The sequence below is a fragment of the Micromonospora thermarum genome (genome assembly GCF_012034245.1).
In the GTDB taxonomy this organism is placed as follows: domain Bacteria; phylum Actinomycetota; class Actinomycetes; order Mycobacteriales; family Micromonosporaceae; genus Micromonospora; species Micromonospora thermarum.
Genome location: NZ_JAATEO010000039.1, coordinates 1 through 22,542 on the forward strand (window position 1 = coordinate 1; position 22,542 = coordinate 22,542).

Sequence of the window (22,542 nt, forward strand, 5' to 3'; positions counted from 1 at the left end):
ATCTTCCAGTCGAGGGCCGCCCCATCCGGGTCGGCCCTCGACTGCGTGGCGCCCCAGGTGGCGCAATCAGGAAGGATGAACCTGTGAGCTCAGGACCGCACGGCGAGGACCGCCCGCGTCGAAACGAAGACCGTCCGGCCGGCCGCGACGGCGCCCCGCGCCGTGACGACCGACCGTCGTACCGGGACGACCGCGGTGGCGACCGCCGGCGCGACGTCCGGCCCCGCGACGGCGAGCGGCAGGGCGGCTTCCGGGACCGTGAGGGTTTCCGTGGCGGCGACCGCCGCGAAGGCGGCGACCGTGGTCGCGACCGCGAGGGATTCCGCGGTCCCGACCAGGGCTTCCGTCGCGAGGAGGGCTACCGGTCCGGCCCCCGGGACGGTGGCTTCCGTGGCGGTGACCGTGAGGGCGGCTTCCGTGGCGGTGAGCGCCGTGAAGGTGGCTTCCGTGGCGGTGAGCGTGAGGGCTTCCGTGGCGGTGAGCGCCGTGAAGGTGGCTTCCGTGGCGGTGAGCGTGAGGGCTTCCGTGGCGGTGAGCGCCGCGAGGGTGGCTTCCGCGGCGGTGAGCGTGAGGGCTTCCGTGGCGGTGAGCGCCGCGAGGGTGGCTTCCGCGGCGGTGAGCGTGAGGGCTTCCGTGGCGGTGAGCGCCGCGAGGGCGGCTTCCGCGGCGGTGACCGTGAGGGCTTCCGTGGCGGTGAGCGCCGCGAGGGTGGCTTCCGCGGCGGTGAGCGTGAGGGCTTCCGTGGCGGCGAGCGCCGCGAGGGCGGCTTCCGCGGCGGTGAGCGTCGCGAAGGTGGCTTCCGGGGTGACCGTGAGGGCGGCTTCCGGGGCGGCGAGCGCCGCGAGGGTGGCTTCCGTGGCGGTGAGCGTGAGGGCTTCCGTGGCGGTGAGCGTCGCGAAGGTGGCTTCCGGGGTGACCGTGAGGGCGGCTTCCGGGGCGGCGAGCGCCGCGAGGGTGGCTTCCGTGGCGGTGAGCGTGAGGGCTTCCGTGGCGGTGAGCGCCGCGAAGGTGGCTTCCGCGGCGGTGACCGTGAGGGCTTCCGTGGCGGCGAGCGCCGCGAAGGCGGCTTCCGCGGCGGTGAGCGTCGCGAAGGTGGCTTCCGGGGTGACCGTGAGGGCGGCTTCCGGGGCGGCGAGCGTCGCGAGGGTTTCCGCGGTGGCGAGCGCCGTGAGGGTGGTTTCCGTGGCGGTGACCGTGAGGGCTTCCGCGGTGGCGAGCGCCGCGAGGGTGGCTTCCGTGGCGGTGAGCGCCGTGAGGGCTTCCGTGGCGGCGAGCGTCGCGAGGGTGGCTTCCGTGGCGGTGAGCGCCGTGAAGGTGGCTTCCGTGGCGGTGAGCGTGAGGGCTTCCGCGGTGGCGAGCGCCGCGAAGGTGGCTTCCGTGGCGGCGAGCGCCGCGAGGGCGGCGGTGAGCGCCGTGAGGGCGGTTTCCGTGGCGGTGAGCGCCGTGAGGGCTTCCGTGGCGGCGAGCGCCGCGAGGGCGGCGGTGAGCGCCGTGAGGGCGGTTTCCGTGGCGGTGAGCGCCGTGAGGGCTTCCGTGGCGGCGAGCGCCGTGAGGGTGGCTTCCGTGGCGGTGAGCGTGAGGGCTTCCGTGGCGGCGAGCGCCGCGAGGGCGGTTTCCGGGATGAACGCCGGGAGCGCGAGGCCGAGGCTCCGGCCGCGCCCGAGCTGCCCGACGAGATCGTCGCGACCGACCTGGACAAGGACGTGCGGGCGGAACTGCTCTCCCTGGCCAAGGGTGTGGCGGAGAAGGTCGCCCGGCACCTGGTCGCCACCGGTCAGCTGATCGACGAGGACCCGGCCGAGGCGCTGGCGCACGCCCTCGCGGCCCGCCGGCTCGCCTCGCGTATCGCCGCGGTCCGGGAGGCGGTCGGGCTGGCCGCGTACCACGCGGGGGAGTGGCAGACGGCGGTGGCCGAGCTGCGGACGTACCACCGGATGACCGGCCTCCAGAGCCACCTCGCCGTCCTCGCGGACTGCGAGCGGGCCCTGGGCCGTCCGGAGCGGGCGATCGACCTGTTCCGGGGCGCGGACCGGACCAAGCTGGACCAGGCCGTCGCGATCGAGCTGCTGATCGTGGCCGCCGGGGCACGCGGTGACCTGGGCCAGAAGGACGCGGCGGTGGCGATGCTCCAGGTGCCGGAGCTGACGAGTGACGCGGCCGAGCCGTGGACGGCCCGGCTGCGGTACGCGTACGCCGACGCGCTGCTCGCGGTCGGCCGTCGCGAGGAGGCCCGCGAATGGTTCTCCCGCGCGGCGGAGGTCGACACCGACGGCGAGACCGACGCGGCGGAGCGCCTGCTGGAGCTCGACGGCGTGGTGATCGAGGGCGACGAGGACGAGGCTGACGACTTCGCCACCGGCCCCGGTGCGCCGGGCGCGGTCCCGGCGGAGCCGGACGCCGACCTCACCGGCGCGGGCCACGCCCGCGACGCCGAGCCGGCCGACGCGGACGCGGACGCGGACGCGGACGCGGACGAGCGTCTCGCCGCTGACGACGCCGACGCCGACGCCGACGCCGATCTCGACGACCGCGACGCCGACGTCGAGGGCGCGGCCGTGCCGGACGCCGGTGCCGTGGCGGACGACCTGGCCGAGGACGAGCTCACCGACGCCGAGGCCCGCCGCCTCGGGGGCGCGCAGGACGCCGGCGCGACCGACGTCGACGCGGCCCGCAGCGACGAGCCGGGCGCCGACGGGCGATGACGGACGGGCGGCGGCTGGTCGACGGGTACCGCCTGGTCGTCTTCGACCTGGACGGAGTGATCTACCTGATCGACCGGCCGATCCCCGGCGCGGTGGAGGCGGTCGGCCGGCTGCACGCCGAGGGGCGTGCGGTCGCGTACGCCACGAACAACGCCTCCCGCCGATCGAGTGAGGTCGCCGACCTGCTCACCGGCATGGGCGTCGCGGCCCGGCCGGAGGAGGTCCTGACGTCCGCGGCCGCCGCCGCGGAGCTGCTCGGCGACCGGTACCCGGCGGAGGCGCCGGTCCTGGTGGTCGGCGCGGAGGCGCTGCGCGCCGAGGTCCGCGCCGTCGGGCTCACCCCGGTCACGCGGGCCGAGGAGTCGCCGGTCGCGGTCGTCCAGGGGTACGGGCCGCAGGTCGGCTGGAGCGACCTCGCCGAGGCGGCGGTGGCGATCCGAGCCGGCGCCGCCTGGATCGCCACCAACACCGACCGGACCCTGCCCAGCGGTCGTGGCCCGTTGCCCGGCAACGGCGCCCTGGTGGCCGCCCTGCGGACGGCGCTCAACCGCGACCCGGACGTCGTCGTGGGCAAGCCGTCGCCGGAACTGTTCGCCACGGCCGCCCGGCACGCCGGTGCCGGCCGCACGCTCGTCGTCGGCGACCGGCTGGACACCGACATCGAGGGCGCCGTCCGGGCCGGACTGGACAGCCTGCTCGTACTCACCGGCGTCAGCGGCGTGGCGGAGCTGCTGGCCGCCGTGCCCGAGCAGCGGCCGACGTACGTGTCGGAGAACCTGGCGGGCCTCTTCGACCCGGCGGCCGTCGTGCGGGTGCCCGGCCCGGCGGAGGCCGCCGGCTGGTCGGCGGCGCTGCGCGACGGGCGGGTGGAGCTGTCCGGGGCGGGACGCCCGCTGGACGCGCTGCCGGCGCTCTGCGCGGCGGCGTGGTCGGTGGCGGAACCGGTGTCGGTGCGGGCCGCCTCGCCCGAGGCCGAGCTGGCGTTCGCGGCGCTCGATCTGCTCGCCGACTGACCCGGCGCGGTCGCCCGCGGTCAGAGCAGCTTGCGCAGCTTCATCAGGTCGAACGGGTTCGCCTTGATCGAGACCCGCCGGGACGCCACCGCGCGGGTGACGTCCAGCTCGCCGCGGACGAGGGCGAGCAGGTCGTCGCTGGCGGTGCTCATCGCGATCTTGGCCTTCGGGTCGTCGCCGTCGGCGAGGTCCACCAGGCGGCCGTCGACGAGCCGGCCGTGGAACGCGGTGTCCAGGTCGGTGATCCGGCAGGCGAGCGTGCGGTCCAGGTCGACACGTTCCCGCACCGCCTCGGCGTTGCGGTCCAGCCGGGCGGCGAGATCCCGCAACGCCTGCCGGCACTCGTCCACGCTGGCCACCATCGCCCCCTCACGGCTCGCCACGCACTCCCCGGCACCGTACCGCACGGTGGGTTCCGCCGGGCCCGGTAGCGTGAGGACCGCACACCCCCGCCCCGCGGAAGGACTCAGGCATGCAGGACGCGTGGCGCGCCTACCTCGAGCTGGCCATGGGCCTGACGGAGGCGCCCCGGAAGAAGGCACAGGAGGCGGTCCGCCGGCTCGTCGGCACGGGCGGCGCGACGGCCACCCAGCTCCAGGCGCTCGCCGAGGAGCTGATGTCGACCAGCGCGGCCAACCGGGAGGCGTTGACCAAGCTCGTCCGGTTCGAGGTGGACCGGGCGCTCGGGGCCGTCGGGCTCGCCACCGCCGACGAGGTGGCCGAGCTGACCCGCCGGGTGCACGAGCTGGAACGGCAGCTCCGTGAGGCCCGCACCACCCCGGTCGCCACGGCCGCCGGGACGGGCGCCGCCGTCGGCGGTCCGGGCCCGGTCGCGCCCGGCGCCGGGGAACCGACCGAGGAATGGCCCGGTCCCGGCGCCGCCGAGCCTGCCACGCCGCCCTCGGCCGCCGCGCCCGTCACGACGCCCGGGGACGCCGCCGCGGCGCCCGCCCCCGCGAAGAAGGCCGTGGCGAAGAAGGCCGTGGCGAAGAAGGCGGTCGTGAAGAAGGCGGTCGCGAAGAAGGTCGTGTCCACCCGGCCGCCGACCGACCTCGCGCTCACCGAGGAGTCACCCGCCCCGCGGCCGGCGAAGAAGGCGCCGCGCAAGCAGCAGCCGGGCGGTGCGGCGTGACCGGCAGCCCCGTCACCCGCCGCGCCGGGAGCCGGTCGTGACCGCCCCGGGCCGCCCCGGTCCGCCGCCCGGCGCCCGCCCCGGCCCGCCGCCGCCCGGCGTACCGCAGCATGTCCGGCCCGGCGGGCCCGGCGGACCGCAGCCGGGCCCGCGGCCCGGACCGCCCGCCGGACACCGGCCCGGGCCGCGCCCGGACGCCGTTCAGGTCGGCGACGACGAGGAGGTACGGCACCCGGCCGTCGACGCCGCCGTGCAGGCGATGGTCAACGCCGCCGGGCTCCCGCCGGCCGACCAGATCGCGCAGTACGAGGCGGCCTACGAGACGCTGCGGGAGACCCTCGCCAGCATCGACCAGTCCTGAGGAGCCGGAGAACCACCCATGGCACGTCGTACACGGCTGGACGCCGAACTCGTCCGCCGCGGCCTGGCCCGCTCGCGCGAGCAGGCCGCCGCGCTGGTGGAGGCCGGCCGGGTCCAGCTGCGCGGGGTGCCGGCCCGCAAGGCCGCCGCGATGGTCGACCCCGCCGACCCGCTGGTGGTCACCGGCGCGGATCCGACCTCGGAGTACGTCTCCCGGGGCGGGCACAAGCTGGCCGGTGCGCTGGCGGCGTTCGGCCCCGGCGGGCTGACCGTGGCCGGCCGGCGCTGTCTCGACGCGGGCGCATCCACGGGCGGCTTCACCGACGTGCTGCTGCGCGCGGGGGCGGCCGAGGTGGTCGCCGTCGACGTCGGCTACGGGCAGCTCGCCTGGTCGCTGCGTACCGACGACCGGGTCCACGTGTTCGAGCGCACCAACGTCCGTACGCTGATCCCGGAGGCGATCGGCGGGCCGGTCGACCTGACCGTCGCCGACCTGTCCTTCATCTCCCTGCGGCTGGTGCTGCCGGCGCTCGCCGCCTGCACCCGGCCCGACGGAGACCTCGCGCTGATGGTCAAGCCGCAGTTCGAGGTGGGCAAGGAGCGGGTCGGCGCCGGTGGCGTGGTGCGCGAGCCGGAGCTTCGGGTCGAAGCGGTGCTGGACGTGGCCGCCGCGGCGGCCGACCTCGGTCTCGGCCTCGCCGACGTGTGCGCCAGTCCACTGCCGGGGCCGAGCGGCAACGTCGAGTTCTTCGTATGGTTACGCCGGGATGCGCCCGCCGCCGATCCGGAGCGGGTGCGTGCCGTGGTGACGGCCGGGCCGGGGGGCCCGGCGTCCGGCGACCTGCCGGACACGGCGACGGAGGAGGTGGCCGGGTGAGCGAGCTGGCGAGCCCCGGGGCGCGTGGGACTGCCGACCGCGCGGTGCCGACGGGACGGCCGGCGCGGTGAGCCGGACCGCGCTGCTGGTGACGCACACCGGGCGCCGGCGCAGCACCGAGCACGCCCGGGCGGTCGCCGCCGACCTGATCGCGGCCGGCTTCGTCGTCCGGGTCGTCGCCGAGGAGGCCGACGACCTGGACCTGCCCGGGGTGGTGCCGGTGACCGGCCCGGAGGCCGCCGAGGGCGCCGAGATCGTCTTCGCGCTCGGCGGCGACGGCACCTTCCTGCGGGCGGCCGAGCTGGCCCGGCCGGCGAAGGTGCCGCTGCTCGGCATCAACCTGGGCAAGGTCGGTTTCCTCGCCGAGGCCGAGATCGACGACCTCGACTCCGCGGTCCGGGACGTCGTCGGCCGCAACTACACCGTGGACGAGCGGCTCACCCTGGACGTGACCGCCGAGTTCGACGGCGGCCCGACGATCGAGTCCTGGGCGCTCAACGAGGTCAGCGTCGAGAAGGGCGAGCGGGCCCAGATGCTCGAACTCCTCGTCGACGTCGACGGGCGGCCACTGTCCCGGTACGGCTGCGACGGCGTCGTCTGCGCCACGCCCACGGGCTCCACGGCGTACGCGTTCTCCGGCGGCGGCCCGGTGGTCTGGCCGGAGGTGGAGGCGCTGCTGCTGGTGCCGATCAGCGCGCACGCGCTGTTCAGCCGGCCGCTGGTCACCGCGCCCACCTCGACGTTCTCGATCACCGTCGACCCGTTCACCACCCTGGCGGTGCTGTGCTGCGACGGCCGGCGGGTCTACGACCTGCCGCCGGGCGCCCGGGTGACGGTGCGGCGGGGCGGCCTGCCCGTGCGGATCGTGCGGCTGAAGGCCCGGCCGTTCACCGACCGGCTGGTGGCCAAGTTCGACCTGCCGGTGCACGGCTGGCGGGGCAGCCGCCGCTGACGCCCCCTCCCGGGCTCCTGCCGGCCACCGTCGCGGATTCGCACCTTCGCACCGGGTGGCGCATCCGGTGGTGACCCGCCGGACATCCGGTGGTCCGGCCGGCAACGAACGGATGTCCACCTGGCGACATGTCGCCGGTGCGGCGTGCCGTACCTAGTGACCACCCCACGCGCTCCGTCGCAGACTCCGAGCGGTCGATCTCCCGGAGACCGGCCCCTGGAGTAGAGGAGCGCATCGCATGCACTGGCCCCCACGCTGGCTCACCGCCTGCGCGGCCGGGGCGCTGGTGGTCGGCCTCGCCGTACCGGCGTCCGCCGACCCGCCCGCCCGGCCCACCGGACCGAGCCCGGGCACGTCCACCCCGGGCACCACCCCCGCCCGCATCACCCTCATCACCGGCGACCAGGTGGACCTCGTCCCGGCCGCACCCGGCCGGGTCGCCGCCACCGTCCGCCCCGGCCCCGGTCGCGACCGGATCACCTTCCACACCGTCGAGGCCGACGGTGGGCTGCGGGTGCTCCCGAGCGACGTCGTGCCGTACGTCTCCGCCGGTGCCGTCGACCCCAACCTGTTCGACGTGCAGGAACTGGTCGCCGACGGGTACGGCGACGCGGCGCAGGGCGCCCTGCCGCTGATCGTGCGCTACCAGGAGAACGCCGCCGGCCGGGTCCGGCCCCTCACCGGTGCCACCGACGCCCGGCCGCTGGAGAGCATCAACGGCGCCGCGCTGCGCGTCGGCAAGGGCGACCTCGGCGGCCTGTGGACCACGCTGCGCGGCACGCCGGAGGCCCGGACCGCCGCCGGCACGCCCCGGCTCGGCGGCGGGATCGCCCGTGTCTGGCTGGACGAGCGGGTCCGCCCGGCGCTGGAGCACAGCGTGCCACAGATCGGCGCCCCGGCGGCCTGGGCGGCCGGTCGGGACGGCAGCGGCGTCACGGTGGCGGTGCTCGACACCGGCGTCGACGCCACTCACCCCGATCTGGCCGGCCGGATCGCCGACGCGCAGGACTTCTCCGGCAGCGGCAGCCCCCGGGACGGGCACGGTCACGGCACCCACGTCGCCGCCACCATCGCCGGCAGCGGCGCCGCCTCGGACGGCCTGCGCAAGGGTGTCGCCCCCGGCGCCCGCCTGCTGGTCGGCAAGGTCCTCGGCGACGGCGGCAGCGGCTACGCCTCGGGGATCATCGCGGGCATGGAGTGGGCCGCCCGCTCCGGCGCGAAGGTCGTCAACATGAGCCTCGGCGGCTCCGCGACCGACGGCACCGACCCGATGAGCCAGGCGGTCAACGATCTCACCGCCGAGACCGGCACGCTCTTCGTGATCGCCGCCGGCAACTCCGGCGCGGCGCAAACCGTCGGATCGCCGGGCGCGGCCGGCGCGGCGCTCACCGTCGGCGCGGTGGACCGCGACGACAATCTGGCCGAGTTCTCCAGCCGGGGCCCGCGGCTGGGCGACAACGGCGTGAAGCCGGAGATCACCGCGCCGGGCGTCGGCATCGTCGCCGCCCGGGCCACCGGCACCGCCATGGGGACGCCGGTGGACGACGCGTACACGCGGGCGTCCGGCACCTCGATGGCGACCCCGCACATCGCCGGCGCGGCCGCGATCCTCGCCCAGGAACACCCCGACTGGACCGCCGGCACGCTCAAGGACGCGCTGGTCAGCACGACGAAGGCGAACCCGGCGCTGACGGTCTTCGAGCAGGGCGGCGGTCGGGTCGACGTGCCCCGCGCGCTGAGCCAGCGGGTGTACGGATCGGCCACCGCCGACTTCGGCCGGGTCAACACCGGCGGTGCGGTGGCGGAGCGGACCGTGACGTACACCAACGGCACATCGTCCCCGCAGACCCTGCGGCTGGCCCTGGAGCTCCGCAACCTGGACCGCGGCGTGATCGAGCCGGACGGGGTGTCGCTCGACGGCACGGAGGTGACCGTGCCGGCCGGCGGCAGCGTGAACGTCCCGCTGCGCGCCGACCCGGCGAAGCTGGACCGGGGAGTGCACGGAGGGTGGCTGGTAGCCACCGGCGCGGACGGTGTCGCGGTGCGTACGGCCGTCGGGCTGACCCTCAGCGGCCCCATCCACACTGTCACCCTGCGCGCGCTGGACATGGCCGGGCAGCCCGGCGTCGTGACGGTGTTCACGCTCTTCGGCGAGAACCGCGAGTCGGACCAGCTCGGCTGGATCCCCGGCGAGGTGCAGGTGCAGGTCGAGGAGGGCCCGTACCTGCTCGAGGGGCTGATTGAGCACGGCGCTCCGCTGGACGAGCAGATCACGCTGGTCACCGACCCGGAGCTGATGGTCGACCGGGACCTGACCGTGGTGCTCGACCCGCGGAAGGGCACCCCGGTGCGGATCGAGACGCCGAAGCCGACCGAGCAGCGGGCGGTGATCAGCTTCTACGAGCACCGGATCTTCGGTAACGGCCGGCAGGTCGACCACGGCGTGATGACGTTCAGCACGATCCAGCAGGTGAACGTCACGCCGACCCGGCAGGTGAGCCAGGGCGAGTTCGAGTTCTCCTCCCGCTGGCAGCTGGTCGCCCCCCTGGTGGACGCCGAGGTCAGCAACGTCGCCGGTCCGCTGGACATCAACCTGCTGCACCAGTCGCCGGCTCCCGACGGCCGGCGGAAGCTGCCGCTGGTGTGGGCGGGCGACGGCACCCCCGCCGAGCTGTCCCGGGCCGGGGTCCGAGGTGCGGCGGCGCTGGTCGCCGGCGACCCCGAACACGTTGCGGAGGACCAGCTGGTCGCCGACGCCGCCGCGGCCGGCGCCGCGATGGTGCTCATCGTCCGGCCGGCGAATTGGAGCGCGTGGACGGTCTGGGCTCCCGACGGGGACCGCCTGCCGATCCCGTCGATGGTGGTCGCGTACGACGACGGGCAGCGGATGATCGCGGCGGCGAAGGCCGGACGCGTGACGCTGGACCTGACGCTGACCCCGAACAGCCCCTACCTGTATGACGTGTGGCAGGTGTCGAAGGGGCGGGTTCCGGATCGCATCGTGCACCGGGTGACCGCGGACAACACCGCCGAGGTGACCGCCCGCTACGCCGACACCGGCGGGTTCGACTGGGCCGGCGAGCAGCGGTTCGGCTGGCGGCCGTGGCAGGAGTACTCCTGGATGGACGAAAAGCGGTTGGTGCGTACCGGCACCACGCGGCAGGAGTTCGTCAGCGCCGGGGACAACTGGTGGCAGCAGCGGGTGCTGCACCGGCTCCCCTGGTCCTGGGGCCGGCTGACCGGGGGCGCGATCCAGCAGCCCCGGCGGTACGCCGCCGACGACCGGATCACCGAGACCTGGCACGCTCCGGTGGTGCGCCCGGCGGTGCCGGCCGGTGGCGGGTTGCCGGTGCCCACGCGTAGCGGGGACACCCTCGACCTGCGGGTGGCCGAGTTCGTCGACGCCGACGGTCACTACAGCCCGGCCGGGTTCGGCGAGGAGCAGGACACCGTCGAGCGCCGGCTGAGCCGGGACGGGCGGCCGATCGCCGACCTCTCCGGCGGCTGGGAGCCCGTGTCGACCACCGCGGCACCGGCCCGCTACCGGCTCGACGTGACCACGCAGCGCTCCTCGGAGGAGTGGCGGTGGGCGACCCGGACCGAGACGGCCTGGGAGTTCACCTCGGCCCGCCCGGCGGGTGACGGGGCGCAGCCGCTGTCGCTGCTCCAGGTCGACTACCAGGTCCCGGCCGATCTGCGTGGCGAGGTCTCCGGTGGGCGCGGGCACCAGCTCGGGCTGACGCTGCGCCAGCCGGCCGGCGTACCGGCTCCGAAGGGCACCAGCCTGCGGATGGAGGTGTCGTTCGACTCCGGCGCGACGTGGCGGTCGGTGCCGGTGCGCGGCTCGGGCACCGGGTACACCGCGCAGGTGCCCGCCGGCACGGGGGCGGTGTCGCTGCGGGTGCACGCCGCCGACCGCGCCGGCAACGTCGTCGACCAGACCGTGATCGACGCGTACGGCCTGCGCTGAGCCGGCGTCCGCGCGGGTCGACCCCCCCTGACCGCGCGGACGTCCCCGGCGGCCCGTCCGGTTGCCCGTGAGGAGTGGTGGGCAACCGGGCCGGGCCGCGGCCGGAGCCGCCGTCGGCACCGCCTTCGGGTGGCGGTGTCGACGGCGGCGCGGCCGGTGGCGGGCGCCGGCCGGGTCAGAGCCAGCCGCGGCGGGCGGCCTGGTAGGCCAGGCCGGGCCGGGTGTCGACCCCGGCCACGGTCATCAGGTCGCCCAGGCGCCGCTGCACGGTGCGTCGGCTCACCCCGAGCTGCGAGGCGATGGACTTGTCCGGCACGCCGGCCACGAAGAGCGACAGCAGCCGGGCCTCCTCGGCGTCCGGCCGGTAGCCGTCCGCGCCCGGGTGCGGCGCCGGGGTGGACGAGCGCAGCGGCGTCGCCATCAGCCAGTGGCTCTCGAAGAGGGCGAGCAGCGCGTCGAGCAGTTGGCTGCGGCCGATCACCGCGGCGGTGGGCTCGCCGTCGCCGCGCTCCGGCACGAGTGGGCAGATCGCCGTCCGTCCGTCCACGATGGCCAGCCGGACCGGGAGCCGGTCGAGGACGCGGGCGTTCTCCCCGGCGCGTACGCCCCGCTCGACGTCCTCCAGCGCGCCCGGCTCGAGGAGCATCTCCCGCTCGTAGATGGCCCGGTAGCGGACGCCGCGGGCGAGGGCGTCGAACTCCTCGACGTTCTCGTGGCCCGGCATCGCGATGGGGTTCGCCCGGCAGAACCAGAGCACCTCGACCCGGGCGGCGTTCTGCGCGTCCCGCAGCCGCTCGCGCAGCACCCGGGCGCCGGTGACCACCTCCACCAGATGGTCGGCGTCGTGCCGCCGCATCCCGGCCCGGTACTCCTCGGTCAGTTGGGTGACCGCGGCGCGGGCCGCCTCCAGGGCCTCCTGCCGGCGCAGCAGCGCCTCGCCGAGCGGGACGTCCGGCGCCAGCGGCCGCAGGGGCGCGTCCGGCTCCGGCCCGGTCGGCAGGACCAGACCCTTGTCCCGCAGCGCGTCGAGCCGCGCGAGCACCTCGGCGCGCGGCCGGCGCAGCCGTTCGACCAGTTCCTCGACCCGGGCGGCGGTGAGCTGGACGAGGCAGCGGTAGACCTGCTCCTCGTCCGGGGTCAGACCGATCACGTCCAGCACGGGGCAGAACTGTACGACCCCGCCCGCCGGGCCACGACGCGGAGTCGCCGGCTGGTCAACTGTCGGGGCCCGCGTCTACTGTCGGGTGCTGTGCTGGAAGAGCTGCGCATCACCGGACTGGGCGTCATCGAGGACACGACGCTGCCGCTGACCGGCGGCATGAACGTCATCACCGGCGAGACCGGCGCGGGCAAGACGATGGTGGTGACCGGTCTCGGGCTGCTCTTCGGCGGGCGGGCCGACGCCGGCCGGGTCCGGGCCGAACCGGGCCGCGCGGTGGTCGAGGGCCGGCTGCGGCTGTCCGGCAAGGTCGCCGACACGGTGCACGCCCGGATCACCGACGCCGGCGGCGAGCCGGACGAGGACGGGTCGGTGCTGCTCAGCCGCACGGTCACGGTGGAGGGGCGCTCCCGCGCCCACCTGGGTGGCCGGAGCATGCCGGTGTCGATGCTCGCCGAGGTGGGCGAGCAGGTGCTCGCCGTGCACGGCCAGTCCGACCAGCTCCGGCTGTTGCGCCCGGGCGAGCAGCGTGCCGCGCTCGACCGGTTCGCCGGCGCGGAGCACGAGAAGCTGCTCGACGCGCTGCGTGAGGTGTACGCACGGTGGCGGTCGGTGGTCGACGACCTGGCCGACCGGCGGCGCAACGCGCGCGAGCGCAACCAGGAGGCCGACCTGCTGCGCCTCGGGCTGGACGAGATCACCCGGGTCGACCCGCAGCCGGGGGAGGACGACGAGCTGAAGGCGGAGGCGCAGCGGCTGGAGCACGCCGAGGGGCTGCGCACGGCCGCGCAGCTCGCCCAGCAGTGCGTGGCCGGGGGCGTGGAGGCCGCCGACGACACCCCGGACGCGACCACCCTGCTCGGCACCGCGCGGCGCACGCTGGAGGCGCAGACCGGCACCGACCCCGCGCTCGGGGAGCTGGCAGCGCGCCTGGAGGAGGCGGCGACCCTGGTCGCGGACGTCGCCGCCGAGCTGTCGGCGTACCTTGCCGGGCTGGACGCCGACCCGGCCCGGTTGCAGGCGGTCTACGAGCGGCGGGCGGCGCTGCGCGCGCTCACCCGCAAGTACGCCGACGACGTCGACGGGGTGATCGCCTGGGCGGAGCGGGCGCGGACGCGACTGTCCGACCTGGACACCTCCGACGAGCTGCTCGACGAGCTGGACCGGGAGGCGTCCCGGCTGGCGGGCGAGGTCGCCGACCTGGCGGGCCGGGTGTCGGCGTCGCGGCAGGAGGCGGCGACGCGCTTCGCCGCGCAGGTCACCGAGGAGCTGGCCGGGCTGGCTATGCCGCACGCGCGCGTCGAGGTGGGGGTGCTGCCCCGCGCGGCCGGGCGGTCCGAGCCGAGCCTGCCGGTCAACGGGGTCGAGGTCGGCGTCGGGCCGGACGGCGGTGACGAGGTGGAGCTGCGGTTGCTGGCCCACCCGGGCGCGCCGTCGCTGCCGTTGCAGCGGGGCGCCTCCGGCGGTGAGCTGTCCCGGGTGATGCTCGCCATCGAGGTGGTCTTCGCCGGCTCGGGCGGGCCGCCGACGCTGGTCTTCGACGAGGTGGACGCCGGGGTGGGTGGCCGGGCGGCGGTCGAGATCGGCCGGCGGCTGGCCCGGCTGGCCCGCAGCCACCAGGTGCTGGTGGTCACCCACCTGCCGCAGGTCGCCGCGTTCGCCGACCGGCACCTGGTGGTGGCGAAGGACACCGGCGGCGCGGTCACCACCAGCGGGGTCCGCGTCGTGGAGGACACGGAGCGTGCACGCGAGCTCGCTCGGATGCTCGCGGGTTTGCCCGATTCGGATCTGGGTATCGCGCACGCGGAGGAGCTGCTGGCCGTGGCGGCGCGGGAGCGGCGGGGGTAGCGCGGAGCGGATTGTGACCACGGGCACACCAGCCCGCGCCGTAGTGTGCTTCCCTGGACAGGCGGCCCTGCTCAGGCATGTCGCGCCGGAGATGCCTGCCTCACATGCCAGGATGGTCACGATGCGTCTACCCACGTTGCGCCGGACCCGACCCGCGGAGCCGGGCCGGATCGTCGGCACCGCGCGCCTCGACCGCCGGACCAAACGCCTGGTCGGCCGGCTCCGGCCCGGCGACATCGCGGTCATCGACCACGTCGACCTGGACCGGGTGGCCGCCGACTCGCTCGTCGCGGTCGGTGTCGCCGCCGTGCTCAACGCGAAGCCGTCGGTGTCCGGCCGCTACCCCAACCTGGGGCCGGAGGTGTTGATCAGCGCCGGCATCCCGCTCCTGGACGACCTGGGGGAGTGCGTCTTCGAGCAGATCCGCGAGGGCGACACCGTCCGGATCGAGGGCAACACCGTCTACGTCGGCGAGGAGCCGGTGGCCCACGGCGCCCGCCAGGACGCGGAGACCGTGGCGAAGGCTATGGCCGACGCCCGCGAGGGGCTCTCGGTCCAGTTGGAGGCATTCGCCGCCAACACCATGGACTACCTGAAGCAGGAGCGGGACCTGCTCCTCGACGGCGTCGGCGTGCCGGACATCCGCACCGAGATCCAGGGGCGGCACTGCCTCATCGTGGTCCGCGGCTACGACTACAAGGCCGACCTGGACGTGCTGCGCCCGTACATCCGGGAGTTCAAGCCGGTGCTCATCGGCGTGGACGGCGGGGCGGACGCCCTGGTCGAGGCCGGCTACACGCCGGACATGATCATCGGCGACATGGACTCGGTCACCGACGACGTGCTGCGCTGCGGCGCCGAGGTGATCGTGCACGCGTACCCGGACGGGCGGGCGCCGGGGCTGGCCCGGGTCAACGGCCTCGGTGTGCCGGCGGTCACGTTCCCGGCCGCCGCCACCAGCGAGGACCTGGCGATGCTGCTCGCCGACGAGAAGGGCGCCTCGCTGCTGGTGGCCGTCGGCACGCACGCCACGCTCGTCGAGTTCCTGGACAAGGGTCGGGGCGGCATGGCGTCGACGTTCCTCACCCGTCTGAAGGTCGGCGGCAAGCTGGTCGACGCCAAGGGCGTGAGCCGGCTCTACCGGCAGAGCATCTCGGGGTCCTCCCTGCTGCTGCTGGTGCTCTCCGCGATCGCCGCGATGGCCTCGGCCGTGGCGGTCTCCACCGTCGGCAAGGCGTACCTGGGCGTGGTCTCCGAGTGGTGGAACAATTTTGTGTTCCAGCTGGAACGGCTCTTCTGACGCCGCTCCACCGACCTAGAGGCTGCAGGTGTGATCAACTTCCGGTACCACGTGGTGTCCCTGACCGCGGTCTTCCTGGCGCTCGCGATCGGCCTGGTGGTCGGCACCGCCGCGCTCAACGGGCCGGTTGCCGACTCCCTGAAGGAGAACGTCAACGCCCTGCGCAAGGACAACCAGCAGATGCGGCAGGCGGTCAACAACCTTGAGGAGGAGCTCGCCCGCGAGGAGGACTTCGCGGCCGAGATCGCCGGGGTGGTCCTGCCGGGCAAGCTGGCCGGCAAGCGGGTGCTGGTGCTCAGCCTGCCCACCGGGCGCGACCACACCGAGGGCGTGATCAAGATGCTCCAGCTCGGCGGGGCGGACGTGGTCGGCCGGGTCGACCTACAGGACAAGTTCATCAACCCGGACAACAACAACGACCTGCTGGAGCTGGCGGTCGCGGCGGCCCGCCCGACCAGCGCGGCGACGGCGAACCTGCCCCCCAACGGGCACGGTGTGGAGACCTCCAGCGCCCTGCTGGCCACCGTGCTGCTCGACCGGGCGCCCGGCGGGACGCCGGTCAGCGAGGCCGACCGGCGGGCCGTGCTGGCCGCGTACACGAACGCGAACTACCTCACCACCTCCGAGCGGGTCACCGCCTCCGCCGAGGCGGTCGTCGTGGTCAGCGGCCAGCCGTACGTCGACAAGGACTCCGCCAAGAAGGACGAGTCGGTCGTCAAGGTCGCCGAGCAGTTCGACCGGACCGGCGCGATCGTCGTCGCCGGCAACGGCTCGGCGGGGGGCAACCTCGTGGCGTTCGTCCGGGGCGACGCCGTGCTGGCCGAGTCGATCTCGACGGTCGACAACGCGAACACCGTCCAGGGCCAGCTGGTCACCGCGCTCACGCTGGTGCAGCAGCTCACCGAGAAGAAGGCCGGGCAGTACGGCGTCGGCGACAGCGCCACCTCCCTGCTGCCTAGACTGCCCCAGTGAGCGACGCATCCACCCCGGTGTCCGGTCCGTCCATCCCGCGTCGAGAGGGGGCGGTGTGAGCGAGCGTGCCGAGCGAACCGTCAGGCACAGCAGGCGGGCGTCCCGCGCCGTCGCCGAGCGGAGCGGGGTGACGGCGTGAGGCTGCTCGGTCGGATCCTCGTCGCCGGTGCCGGTGCGGCCGTCGCCCGGTACGCGCTGCGCGAGGTGCGCACCTCCCCGGCCGGCCCGGCGCTGGAGCGGACGAACTTCCGCGGCCGTACGGTGACCCTGGCCGCCGGCCCGGCGCTCGCCGCCGGTGCCGCCGCGGCCGGTGCGTTCGGCGCGTCCGGTGGCGCGGCGGGCGGGGCGGCCCTGGTCGCCGGGCTGGGCGCCGGCGCGGTCGGCCTCTACGACGACGTGGTCGGCGCGCGGCCCGAGCAGAAGGCCGCCAAGGGCTTCGCCGGGCACCTCGCCGCGCTGCGCGAGGGGCGGGTCACCGCCGGGCTGGTCAAGATCGTCGGCGTGGGGGCGGCCGGGCTCGGTGCCGCCGCGCTGCTCGCCGCCGACCCGACCGTCGCCCGGCACCGCCGGCGGCAGCGGCAGGGCGCGGTGGGACGCGGCGTCGACGTGCTGCTCGGCGCGGGCGTGATCGCCGGCACCGCCAACCTGCTCAACCTGCTCGACCTGCGGCCGGGCCGGGCACTGAAGTCCGGGCTGCTGGTCGGCACCCCGCTGCTGCGCGGGCCGCAGGGCGGGATCGCCGCCGGCGCGGTCGGCGCCGCCGCCGGCCTGCTCCCCGCCGACCTGGGCGAGGACGTGATGCTCGGCGACAGCGGCGCCAACGCGCTGGGTGCGCTGCTGGGCGTCACGCTCGCCGCCCGCACCGGCCCCGTCGGCCGGGCCGGGCTGCTCGCCGTCCTCGCCGGGCTCACCGCGGCCAGCGAGAAGGTCAGCTTCACCCAGGTCATCCAGCGTACCCCCGGGCTGCGCGAGCTGGACGCGCTGGGCCGTCGCGCCGACTGACGTGACGACTCCGGCACCCCTCGCCGGCGCCGGCCGCGTCGCCGGGGCGGCCGCGCTGATCGCCGTCCTCACCGTGGTGAGCCGGCTCGCCGGCTTCGGCCGCACCGCCGTCTTCACCTTTACCCTCGCCCCCACGGACCTCGGCGGCACGTACGTGGTGGCCAACGCCGTCCCCAACGTGATCTTCGAGATCGTCGCCGGCGGTGCCCTGGCCAGCCTGGTCGTGCCGCTGCTGGCCGGGCCGGTGGCGGCGGGGGACCGGGCCACCGTGGCCCGCACCACGGGCGCGCTGCTCACCTGGACCCTCGCCCTGCTCGTGCCGCTCGCGCTGGTGGTGGCGCTGCTGGCCGGTCCGATCGTGGAACTGCAGGGCGCCGGCCTCAGCGTCGCCCAGCAGGCCAGCGGCGAGCGGATGCTGCGGGTGTTCGCCCCGCAGCTGCCGCTGTACGGCGTCGGCATCGTCCTCACCGGGGTGCTCCAGGCGCACCGCCGGTTCGCGTGGCCGGTGATCGCGCCGCTGCTGTCCAGCGTCACCGTCATCGCGGTGTACCTGGGCTTCACCCTCGCCGAGGGGCGGCTGGCCGGTGTGGCGGACGTCAGCCGCGGCGGGGAACTGCTCCTGTCGGCGGGCACCACCGCCGGGGTGGTGGTGCTGTCCCTGTCCCTGCTGATTCCGTTCCGCCGGCTCGGGGTCACGCCGCTGCCCGGGTTCCGGTTCCCCGCCGGGGCCCGCGCCCGGGTCGGCGGGCTCGCCGTGGCCGGCGCGGTGACCGTCACGGCGCAGCAGGTGGCGCTGGTGGTGAGCCTGAACCAGGTGGCCTACGGCGCGACCGCCGACGTCGGCGTCTTCAACCTCGCGCAGACCGTCTACCTGCTGCCGTGGGCCGTGCTGGCGGTGCCGCTCGCGGTGGCCGCGTACCCGAACCTGGCCGCCGCCCACGCCGCGGGGGACGAGGAGGCGTACCGGGCGACCCTGGCGCCGGCCGTGCGGGGCGTGCTGCTGTTCAGCCTCCTGGGTGCCGCCGCCCTGGTGGGCACGGCCGTCCCGGTGGGTCACTTCTTCTTCGACGGCCCCGCGGCCGGCACCGCCGCCGCCGCGATCGCCGGCTTCGCGCCCGGTCTGGTCGGGTACGCGCTCTTCGCCCTGCTGAGCCGCGCCCTCTACGCCCGCGGCGGGACGCGGGCGGCCACCCGCGCCATCGCGGCCGGGTTCCTCGTCGTGCCCGTCGCCGTGCTCCTGCTGGCCGCCGCGCTGCCGCTGCGCGACCGGGTGCCGGCGGTCACGCTGGGCAACTCGGTGGGGATGCTGGTGCTCGGCGTCCTGCTGGTCGTCGCGCTCCGGCGGGCGGCCGGTGCCGCCGCGCTCGCCGGGGCCGCCCGGGCCGCCGGCGCCGGACTGCTCGCGGCGGTGCTGGCCGCCCTCGCCGGATGGGCGGCGTCGCGGTGGCTCGCGGCGGCCGGCGACGGCACCCCGGGCGCACCGGCGGCACTCGTACAGGGCATGCTGTCCGGTGTCCTGGTCGGCGCCGTGTTCCTCGCGGTGGCCTGGACGCTCGACCGGCCGGACGTACGACCGCTGCTCGCTGGGGTGCTGCGGCGCCTCGGGCGAGCCCGCCGGGGGACGACCGACGCCCCGGACGGCGGCACGCGGGAGGACGGGGTCCCCCCGGAGCGGGGCGACGGGAAGGAGACGGTGTCCCGGTGACGGAACCGACCTCACGCGCCGGCTGGCACGGCACGGTCGCCCTGCTGCTCGCCTCCAGCACCGGTGGCGTCGGGCAGCACGTCCGTTCGCTGGCCGCCGGCCTCACCGCCGCCGGCGCCTCCGTGCTGGTCTGCGGCCCCGCCGCGACCGAGGAGCAGTTCGGCTTCACCGGGGTCGGCGCCCGCTTCCAGGCGGTGGAGATCCCGGCCAGCCCCACGCCCGCGGACGCGCGCGCGGTGGCCGCGCTGCGCCGGGCCCTCGCCACCGAGCCGGTCGACGTGCTGCACGCCCACGGGCTGCGCGCCGGGCTGGTGGCCGTCCTCGCCCGACCCGCGGTTCCGCTGGTGGTCACCTGGCACAACGCCGTGCTCGCCGGCGGGCTGCGCGGCAGCGTGTCGCGACTGGTCGAGCGGATCGTCGCCCGGGGCGCCCGGGTCAGCCTCGGCGCCTCCGCCGACCTGGTCGAGCGCGCCACCGGGCTGGGCGCGCCGGACGCCCGGCTCGCGCCGGTGGCCGCGCCGACGCTGCCCCCGCCGCGGCGGCGCCGCGAGGCGGTCCGCGCCGAGTTCGGCGTCGGCCGTGACCAGCCGCTGATCGTCTCGGTCGGTCGACTGCACCCGCAGAAGCGGTACGACGTGCTGGTGGACGCCGCGGCGCGGTGGCGTACGCGGACGCCGGCGCCGGTCGTGGTGATCGCCGGCAGCGGCCCCGCCTACCTGCCGCTGGCCGCCCGGATCTCCGCCGCCCGGGCGCCGGTCACCCTGCTCGGGCACCGCACCGACGTGGCCGACCTGCTCGCCGGGGCCGACCTCGCCCTGGTGACCAGCGACTGGGAGGCCCGGCAGCTGTTCGCGCAGGAGGCGATGCGGGCCGGCGTACCGCTGGTGGCGACCGCGGTCGGCGGCCTGCCGGCGCTGGTCGGCGACGCCGCCGTGCTGGTGCCGCCGGGCGACGTCGACGCGGTCGACGACGCCGTGCGCGGCCTGCTGGACGACCCTCCCCGCCGGGCCGAGCTGGGCCGTCGGGGTGCCGCCCGCACGGCGACCTGGCCCACCGAGGCGGACACCCTCGCCCAGCTCACCGCGCTCTACGCCGAGCTGACCTTGGACGCGGCCGGCCCGACGGCCCCCGACACCGGCACCCGGTCGACGGGACGCCGGTGATGCTGCGCCGACTCGCCCCGGTCCTGCTGACCCTCCTCGTCGTGGCGCTCGGTGTCACCGCGCTGGCCGCCCGCCCGGCCAACCGCACACCGGAGCGCACCGCCGACTACGTGGTTCTGGTCGGGGTGGCCGGGCTGCGCTGGGACGACGTCGACCCGGAGACCACGCCGACCCTGTGGCGGATGGCCCGCGACGGTTCGATCGGCGCGCTGTCGGTGCGTTCGGCGCACCGGCCGACCTGCCCGGTGGACGGCTGGCTGACTCTGGGGGCCGGCAGCTTCGCGGCGTGGCCCGCCAGCCGGCCGGCCGGCACCTGCCCCGCCACCGACGTCACGGTGGAGCGGCCGGACGGGATCGGCGCGAACCTGCCCGACCAGGAGAGCGTGGTCCTGCACAACCAGGAGCGGCTGCCGTGGGGCGCGGTCCCCGGCTCCCTGTCGGAGTCGGTGCGCTGTTCGGTGGCGGTCGGCCCGGGCGCGGCGGTGGCCGCGGCACGGCCGTTCGGGCGGGTGGACCGGTACGCCCCGGAGCTGCCGGCCGACCCGTCCGGCCTGCTGCGCTCGTGCGTGCTCAGCATCGTCGACCTCGGCACGGTCGCCGGCGACGACCCGGCGGCCCGGGCCGCGGCGGCCCGCGCGGCCGACACGCGGCTCGCCCGGGTGCTGGCCGCCCGCCCACCCCGCTCCCTGGTGATCGTCGCCGGGGTGTCCGACACCGAGGCGCCGTCCCGGCTGCACGTCGCCGTCGCGCACGGCCCGGGCTGGGAACGCGGCTGGCTGACCTCCCCGACCACCGCCCGGGAGGGGTACCTGCAACTGGTCGACCTCGCCCCGACCGCGTTGACCGCGCTGGGCCGGCCGCTGCCCGAGCGGCCGTTCCTCGGCCGGCCCGCCGAACCGCTGGACGGCCGGCCCGCCGACCTCGCCGCCGCGATCGCCGGCCCGGCGGACGCCGACCGGGAGGCCGGCGCCCAGCGGGAGGTCGCCGGCTGGTTCTTCGGTCTCCTCGCCGCCGCCCAGGTGGTGCTCGCGGTGGCGGTCCTGCCGCTGCTGCGCCGGGCCCGCCGGCACGCCGGCCCGTACGGCCCGGAGCCGGTGTCCCGGCGGGTCGTGGCGACGGTGGAACTGCTGCTCGTCGCCGCCGCTCTCGCCGTGCCCGCGGCGCTGCTGGCCGACGTGGTGCCGTGGTGGCGCGGCGACCACGCCGGGGTGTGGTTCGCCGCCGCCACCGTCTCGCTGGTGGTCGCGGCGACGGTGCTGGTGCGGTCGCTACCCGGGTACGCGAGCACCCTCGGCCCGCTGGGCGCGGTCGCCGGTCTCGCCACGCTCACCGTCGGCGCGGACGTGCTGACCGGCGCCCGTCTCCAGCTCAACGCGGTGGTGGGCTACTCGGCTCTGGAGGGCGGCCGGTACGCCGGCCTGGGCACGGTGGGGCTCGGCGTGCTGCTGGCCGGGGCGCTGCTCACCGCCGGCTGGCTCGCCCAGCGGGTCCGCCGGTCCTGGCGGCCGATGGTGATGGTGGCGGTCGGTGGCGCCGCCGTGGTGCTGGTCGGCAGCCCGTACCTCGGGGCGGACTCGATCGGCGCGGTCGCGCTGACCGCCGGGGTGAGCGTCGCCGCGGCGATCAGCGCCGGCGGCTGGTTGACGCTGAGCCGGCTCGCCTGGGCGACGATGGCCGGGCTGGCCCTGACGATCGGCGTCGCCGTCGTGGACGCGCGCCGCCCGGTCGCCGAGCGGGGCAGCCTCGGCCGGTTCGTCGCCGCGATCGGCGACGGCACCGGCGGGCTGACCGTCCACCGGTCCAGCACCGCCAACGTCGAGACGCTGGTCGACAGCCCGCTGACGGTGCTCGCCGTGGCCGGTGCCCTCCTGGTCTGGTTCGCCCTGATGCAGCCGTGGGGTGGCCTGATGCGGCTCTTCGGCATCTATCCGGCGGTGCGGGCGGCGATGACCGGCACCGCGGTGGCGGCGGTGATCGGCGGGGTGCTGGGCGGCTCCGCGCTCGACGTCGCCGGTGCGGCCGCCGCGCTGGTGGTGCCGATGGCGGCGCTGGCCTCGCTGCGCGTGCTCGACCACTCCACCGACCGCACGAGGCCGGAGACCACCCGCGACGGCGGTCCGGCCGGGGGCGGCTCCCGCCCGGCCGACCCCGGCGACGGTCGGGGAGGCGGCGCTCCGCGGCGGGACGGCGCGCCCACCGGTGGCGGCCCGGCGGCCGGTCGCCCGACGCGGGCCCCGGACGCCGGCGGCGGGAACGCCGGGGACGCGGCCGGTACGGGCCCGGCCCCCGGGGGCTCAGGAGGGGACGGGTCGGCCGGTGCCGCCCCGGACAGCGGGGGGCGGATCCCGACCGCCCGGACATCGAGCGAGGTCACGACCGGCTGACCG

At 76.4% G+C, this 22,542-nt stretch carries 17 protein-coding genes; 14 read left to right on the forward strand and 3 right to left on the reverse strand.

Annotated elements, in window-relative coordinates:
• Positions 1-89 precede the first annotated feature (89 nt).
• Positions 90-1,760, reverse strand: coding sequence for a hypothetical protein (locus HCJ94_RS25845; protein ID WP_168003646.1), 1,671 nt, complete (start codon positions 1,758-1,760; stop codon positions 90-92).
• On the opposite strand from HCJ94_RS25845, the gene HCJ94_RS25850 reads away from it, so the two are divergent.
• Entirely contained in the window at positions 1,704-2,702 is a 999-nt protein-coding gene (locus HCJ94_RS25850; protein WP_309227432.1) for a tetratricopeptide repeat protein, read from the forward strand. The genes HCJ94_RS25845 and HCJ94_RS25850 overlap by 57 nt on opposite strands.
• Positions 2,699-3,715: an HAD-IIA family hydrolase gene (locus tag HCJ94_RS25855; RefSeq protein WP_168003648.1), complete on the forward strand. Its 1,017-nt coding sequence runs from the start codon at positions 2,699-2,701 to the stop codon at positions 3,713-3,715. Before HCJ94_RS25850 ends, HCJ94_RS25855 begins: the two co-directional genes overlap by 4 nt.
• A gap of 20 nt (positions 3,716-3,735) precedes the next feature.
• Here the strand turns inward: HCJ94_RS25855 and HCJ94_RS25860 are convergent, their stop codons facing one another.
• Positions 3,736-4,074 carry an SCP2 sterol-binding domain-containing protein gene (locus HCJ94_RS25860; RefSeq protein WP_168003677.1) on the reverse strand — a complete coding sequence of 113 codons (339 nt, stop codon included), beginning with the start codon at positions 4,072-4,074 and terminating at the stop codon, positions 3,736-3,738.
• A 113-nt stretch (positions 4,075-4,187) separates the two neighbouring features.
• On the opposite strand from HCJ94_RS25860, the gene HCJ94_RS25865 reads away from it, so the two are divergent.
• The 5 genes from HCJ94_RS25865 to HCJ94_RS25885 all read left to right on the forward strand — a co-directional run bounded on the left by HCJ94_RS25865 (position 4,188) and on the right by HCJ94_RS25885 (position 11,006).
• Positions 4,188-4,847: a phasin family protein gene (locus tag HCJ94_RS25865; protein WP_168003649.1), complete on the forward strand. Its 660-nt coding sequence runs from the start codon at positions 4,188-4,190 to the stop codon at positions 4,845-4,847.
• A 37-nt stretch (positions 4,848-4,884) separates the two neighbouring features.
• Positions 4,885-5,208: a hypothetical protein gene (locus tag HCJ94_RS25870; protein WP_168003647.1), complete on the forward strand. Its 324-nt coding sequence runs from the start codon at positions 4,885-4,887 to the stop codon at positions 5,206-5,208.
• Between the two features lie 18 nt (positions 5,209-5,226).
• Positions 5,227-6,084 (forward strand): TlyA family RNA methyltransferase, encoded by an 858-nt coding sequence (locus HCJ94_RS25875; protein WP_168003650.1) that lies wholly within the window; start codon positions 5,227-5,229, stop codon positions 6,082-6,084.
• A 67-nt stretch (positions 6,085-6,151) separates the two neighbouring features.
• Entirely contained in the window at positions 6,152-7,036 is an 885-nt protein-coding gene (locus HCJ94_RS25880; protein ID WP_168003651.1) for an NAD kinase, read from the forward strand.
• A gap of 238 nt (positions 7,037-7,274) precedes the next feature.
• Positions 7,275-11,006, forward strand: coding sequence for a S8 family serine peptidase (locus HCJ94_RS25885; RefSeq protein ID WP_168003652.1), 3,732 nt, complete (start codon positions 7,275-7,277; stop codon positions 11,004-11,006).
• Between the two features lie 175 nt (positions 11,007-11,181).
• Here the strand turns inward: HCJ94_RS25885 and HCJ94_RS25890 are convergent, their stop codons facing one another.
• Positions 11,182-12,165 carry a helix-turn-helix domain-containing protein gene (locus tag HCJ94_RS25890; protein ID WP_168003653.1) on the reverse strand — a complete coding sequence of 328 codons (984 nt, stop codon included), beginning with the start codon at positions 12,163-12,165 and terminating at the stop codon, positions 11,182-11,184.
• Positions 12,166-12,255: 90 nt separating this feature from the next.
• On the opposite strand from HCJ94_RS25890, the gene recN reads away from it, so the two are divergent.
• From recN to HCJ94_RS25925, 7 genes are all read left to right on the forward strand, one after another.
• Positions 12,256-14,013 carry a DNA repair protein RecN gene (gene recN / locus HCJ94_RS25895; protein WP_168003654.1) on the forward strand — a complete coding sequence of 586 codons (1,758 nt, stop codon included), beginning with the start codon at positions 12,256-12,258 and terminating at the stop codon, positions 14,011-14,013.
• A gap of 121 nt (positions 14,014-14,134) precedes the next feature.
• Positions 14,135-15,313 (forward strand): putative cytokinetic ring protein SteA, encoded by a 1,179-nt coding sequence (gene steA, locus HCJ94_RS25900; RefSeq protein WP_168003655.1) that lies wholly within the window; start codon positions 14,135-14,137, stop codon positions 15,311-15,313.
• Between the two features lie 30 nt (positions 15,314-15,343).
• Complete coding sequence (locus tag HCJ94_RS25905) at positions 15,344-16,285, forward strand: copper transporter (RefSeq protein WP_168003656.1); 942 nt, start codon at positions 15,344-15,346, stop codon at positions 16,283-16,285.
• Positions 16,286-16,420: 135 nt separating this feature from the next.
• Positions 16,421-17,287, forward strand: coding sequence for a hypothetical protein (locus HCJ94_RS25910; protein WP_168003657.1), 867 nt, complete (start codon positions 16,421-16,423; stop codon positions 17,285-17,287).
• Position 17,288: 1 nt separating this feature from the next.
• On the forward strand, positions 17,289-18,992 hold the full coding sequence (gene murJ / locus HCJ94_RS25915; RefSeq protein ID WP_168003658.1) for a murein biosynthesis integral membrane protein MurJ: 1,704 nt from the start codon (positions 17,289-17,291) through the stop codon (positions 18,990-18,992).
• The gene (locus HCJ94_RS25920) at positions 18,989-20,155 is read left to right on the forward strand and encodes a glycosyltransferase family 4 protein (RefSeq protein WP_168003659.1); all 1,167 of its coding nucleotides are present in this window, start codon (positions 18,989-18,991) and stop codon (positions 20,153-20,155) included. The genes murJ and HCJ94_RS25920 overlap by 4 nt, the downstream gene beginning before the upstream one ends.
• Entirely contained in the window at positions 20,155-22,539 is a 2,385-nt protein-coding gene (locus HCJ94_RS25925) for a hypothetical protein (RefSeq protein WP_168003660.1), read from the forward strand. The genes HCJ94_RS25920 and HCJ94_RS25925 overlap by 1 nt, the downstream gene beginning before the upstream one ends.
• Positions 22,540-22,542: the final 3 nt, after the last annotated feature.

What these genes read in the sequence shown, in the direction of transcription:
- HCJ94_RS25855 (WP_168003648.1), top strand. Translation starts at nt 2,699, where the DNA reads ATGACGGACGGGCGGCGGCTGGTCGACGGGTACCGCCTGGTCGTCTTC.
- HCJ94_RS25865 (WP_168003649.1), top strand. Translation starts at nt 4,188, where the DNA reads ATGCAGGACGCGTGGCGCGCCTACCTCGAGCTGGCCATGGGCCTGACG.
- HCJ94_RS25875 (WP_168003650.1), top strand. Translation starts at nt 5,227, where the DNA reads ATGGCACGTCGTACACGGCTGGACGCCGAACTCGTCCGCCGCGGCCTG.
- HCJ94_RS25885 (WP_168003652.1), top strand. Translation starts at nt 7,275, where the DNA reads ATGCACTGGCCCCCACGCTGGCTCACCGCCTGCGCGGCCGGGGCGCTG.
- steA (WP_168003655.1), top strand. Translation starts at nt 14,135, where the DNA reads ATGCGTCTACCCACGTTGCGCCGGACCCGACCCGCGGAGCCGGGCCGG.
- HCJ94_RS25925 (WP_168003660.1), top strand. Translation starts at nt 20,155, where the DNA reads ATGCTGCGCCGACTCGCCCCGGTCCTGCTGACCCTCCTCGTCGTGGCG.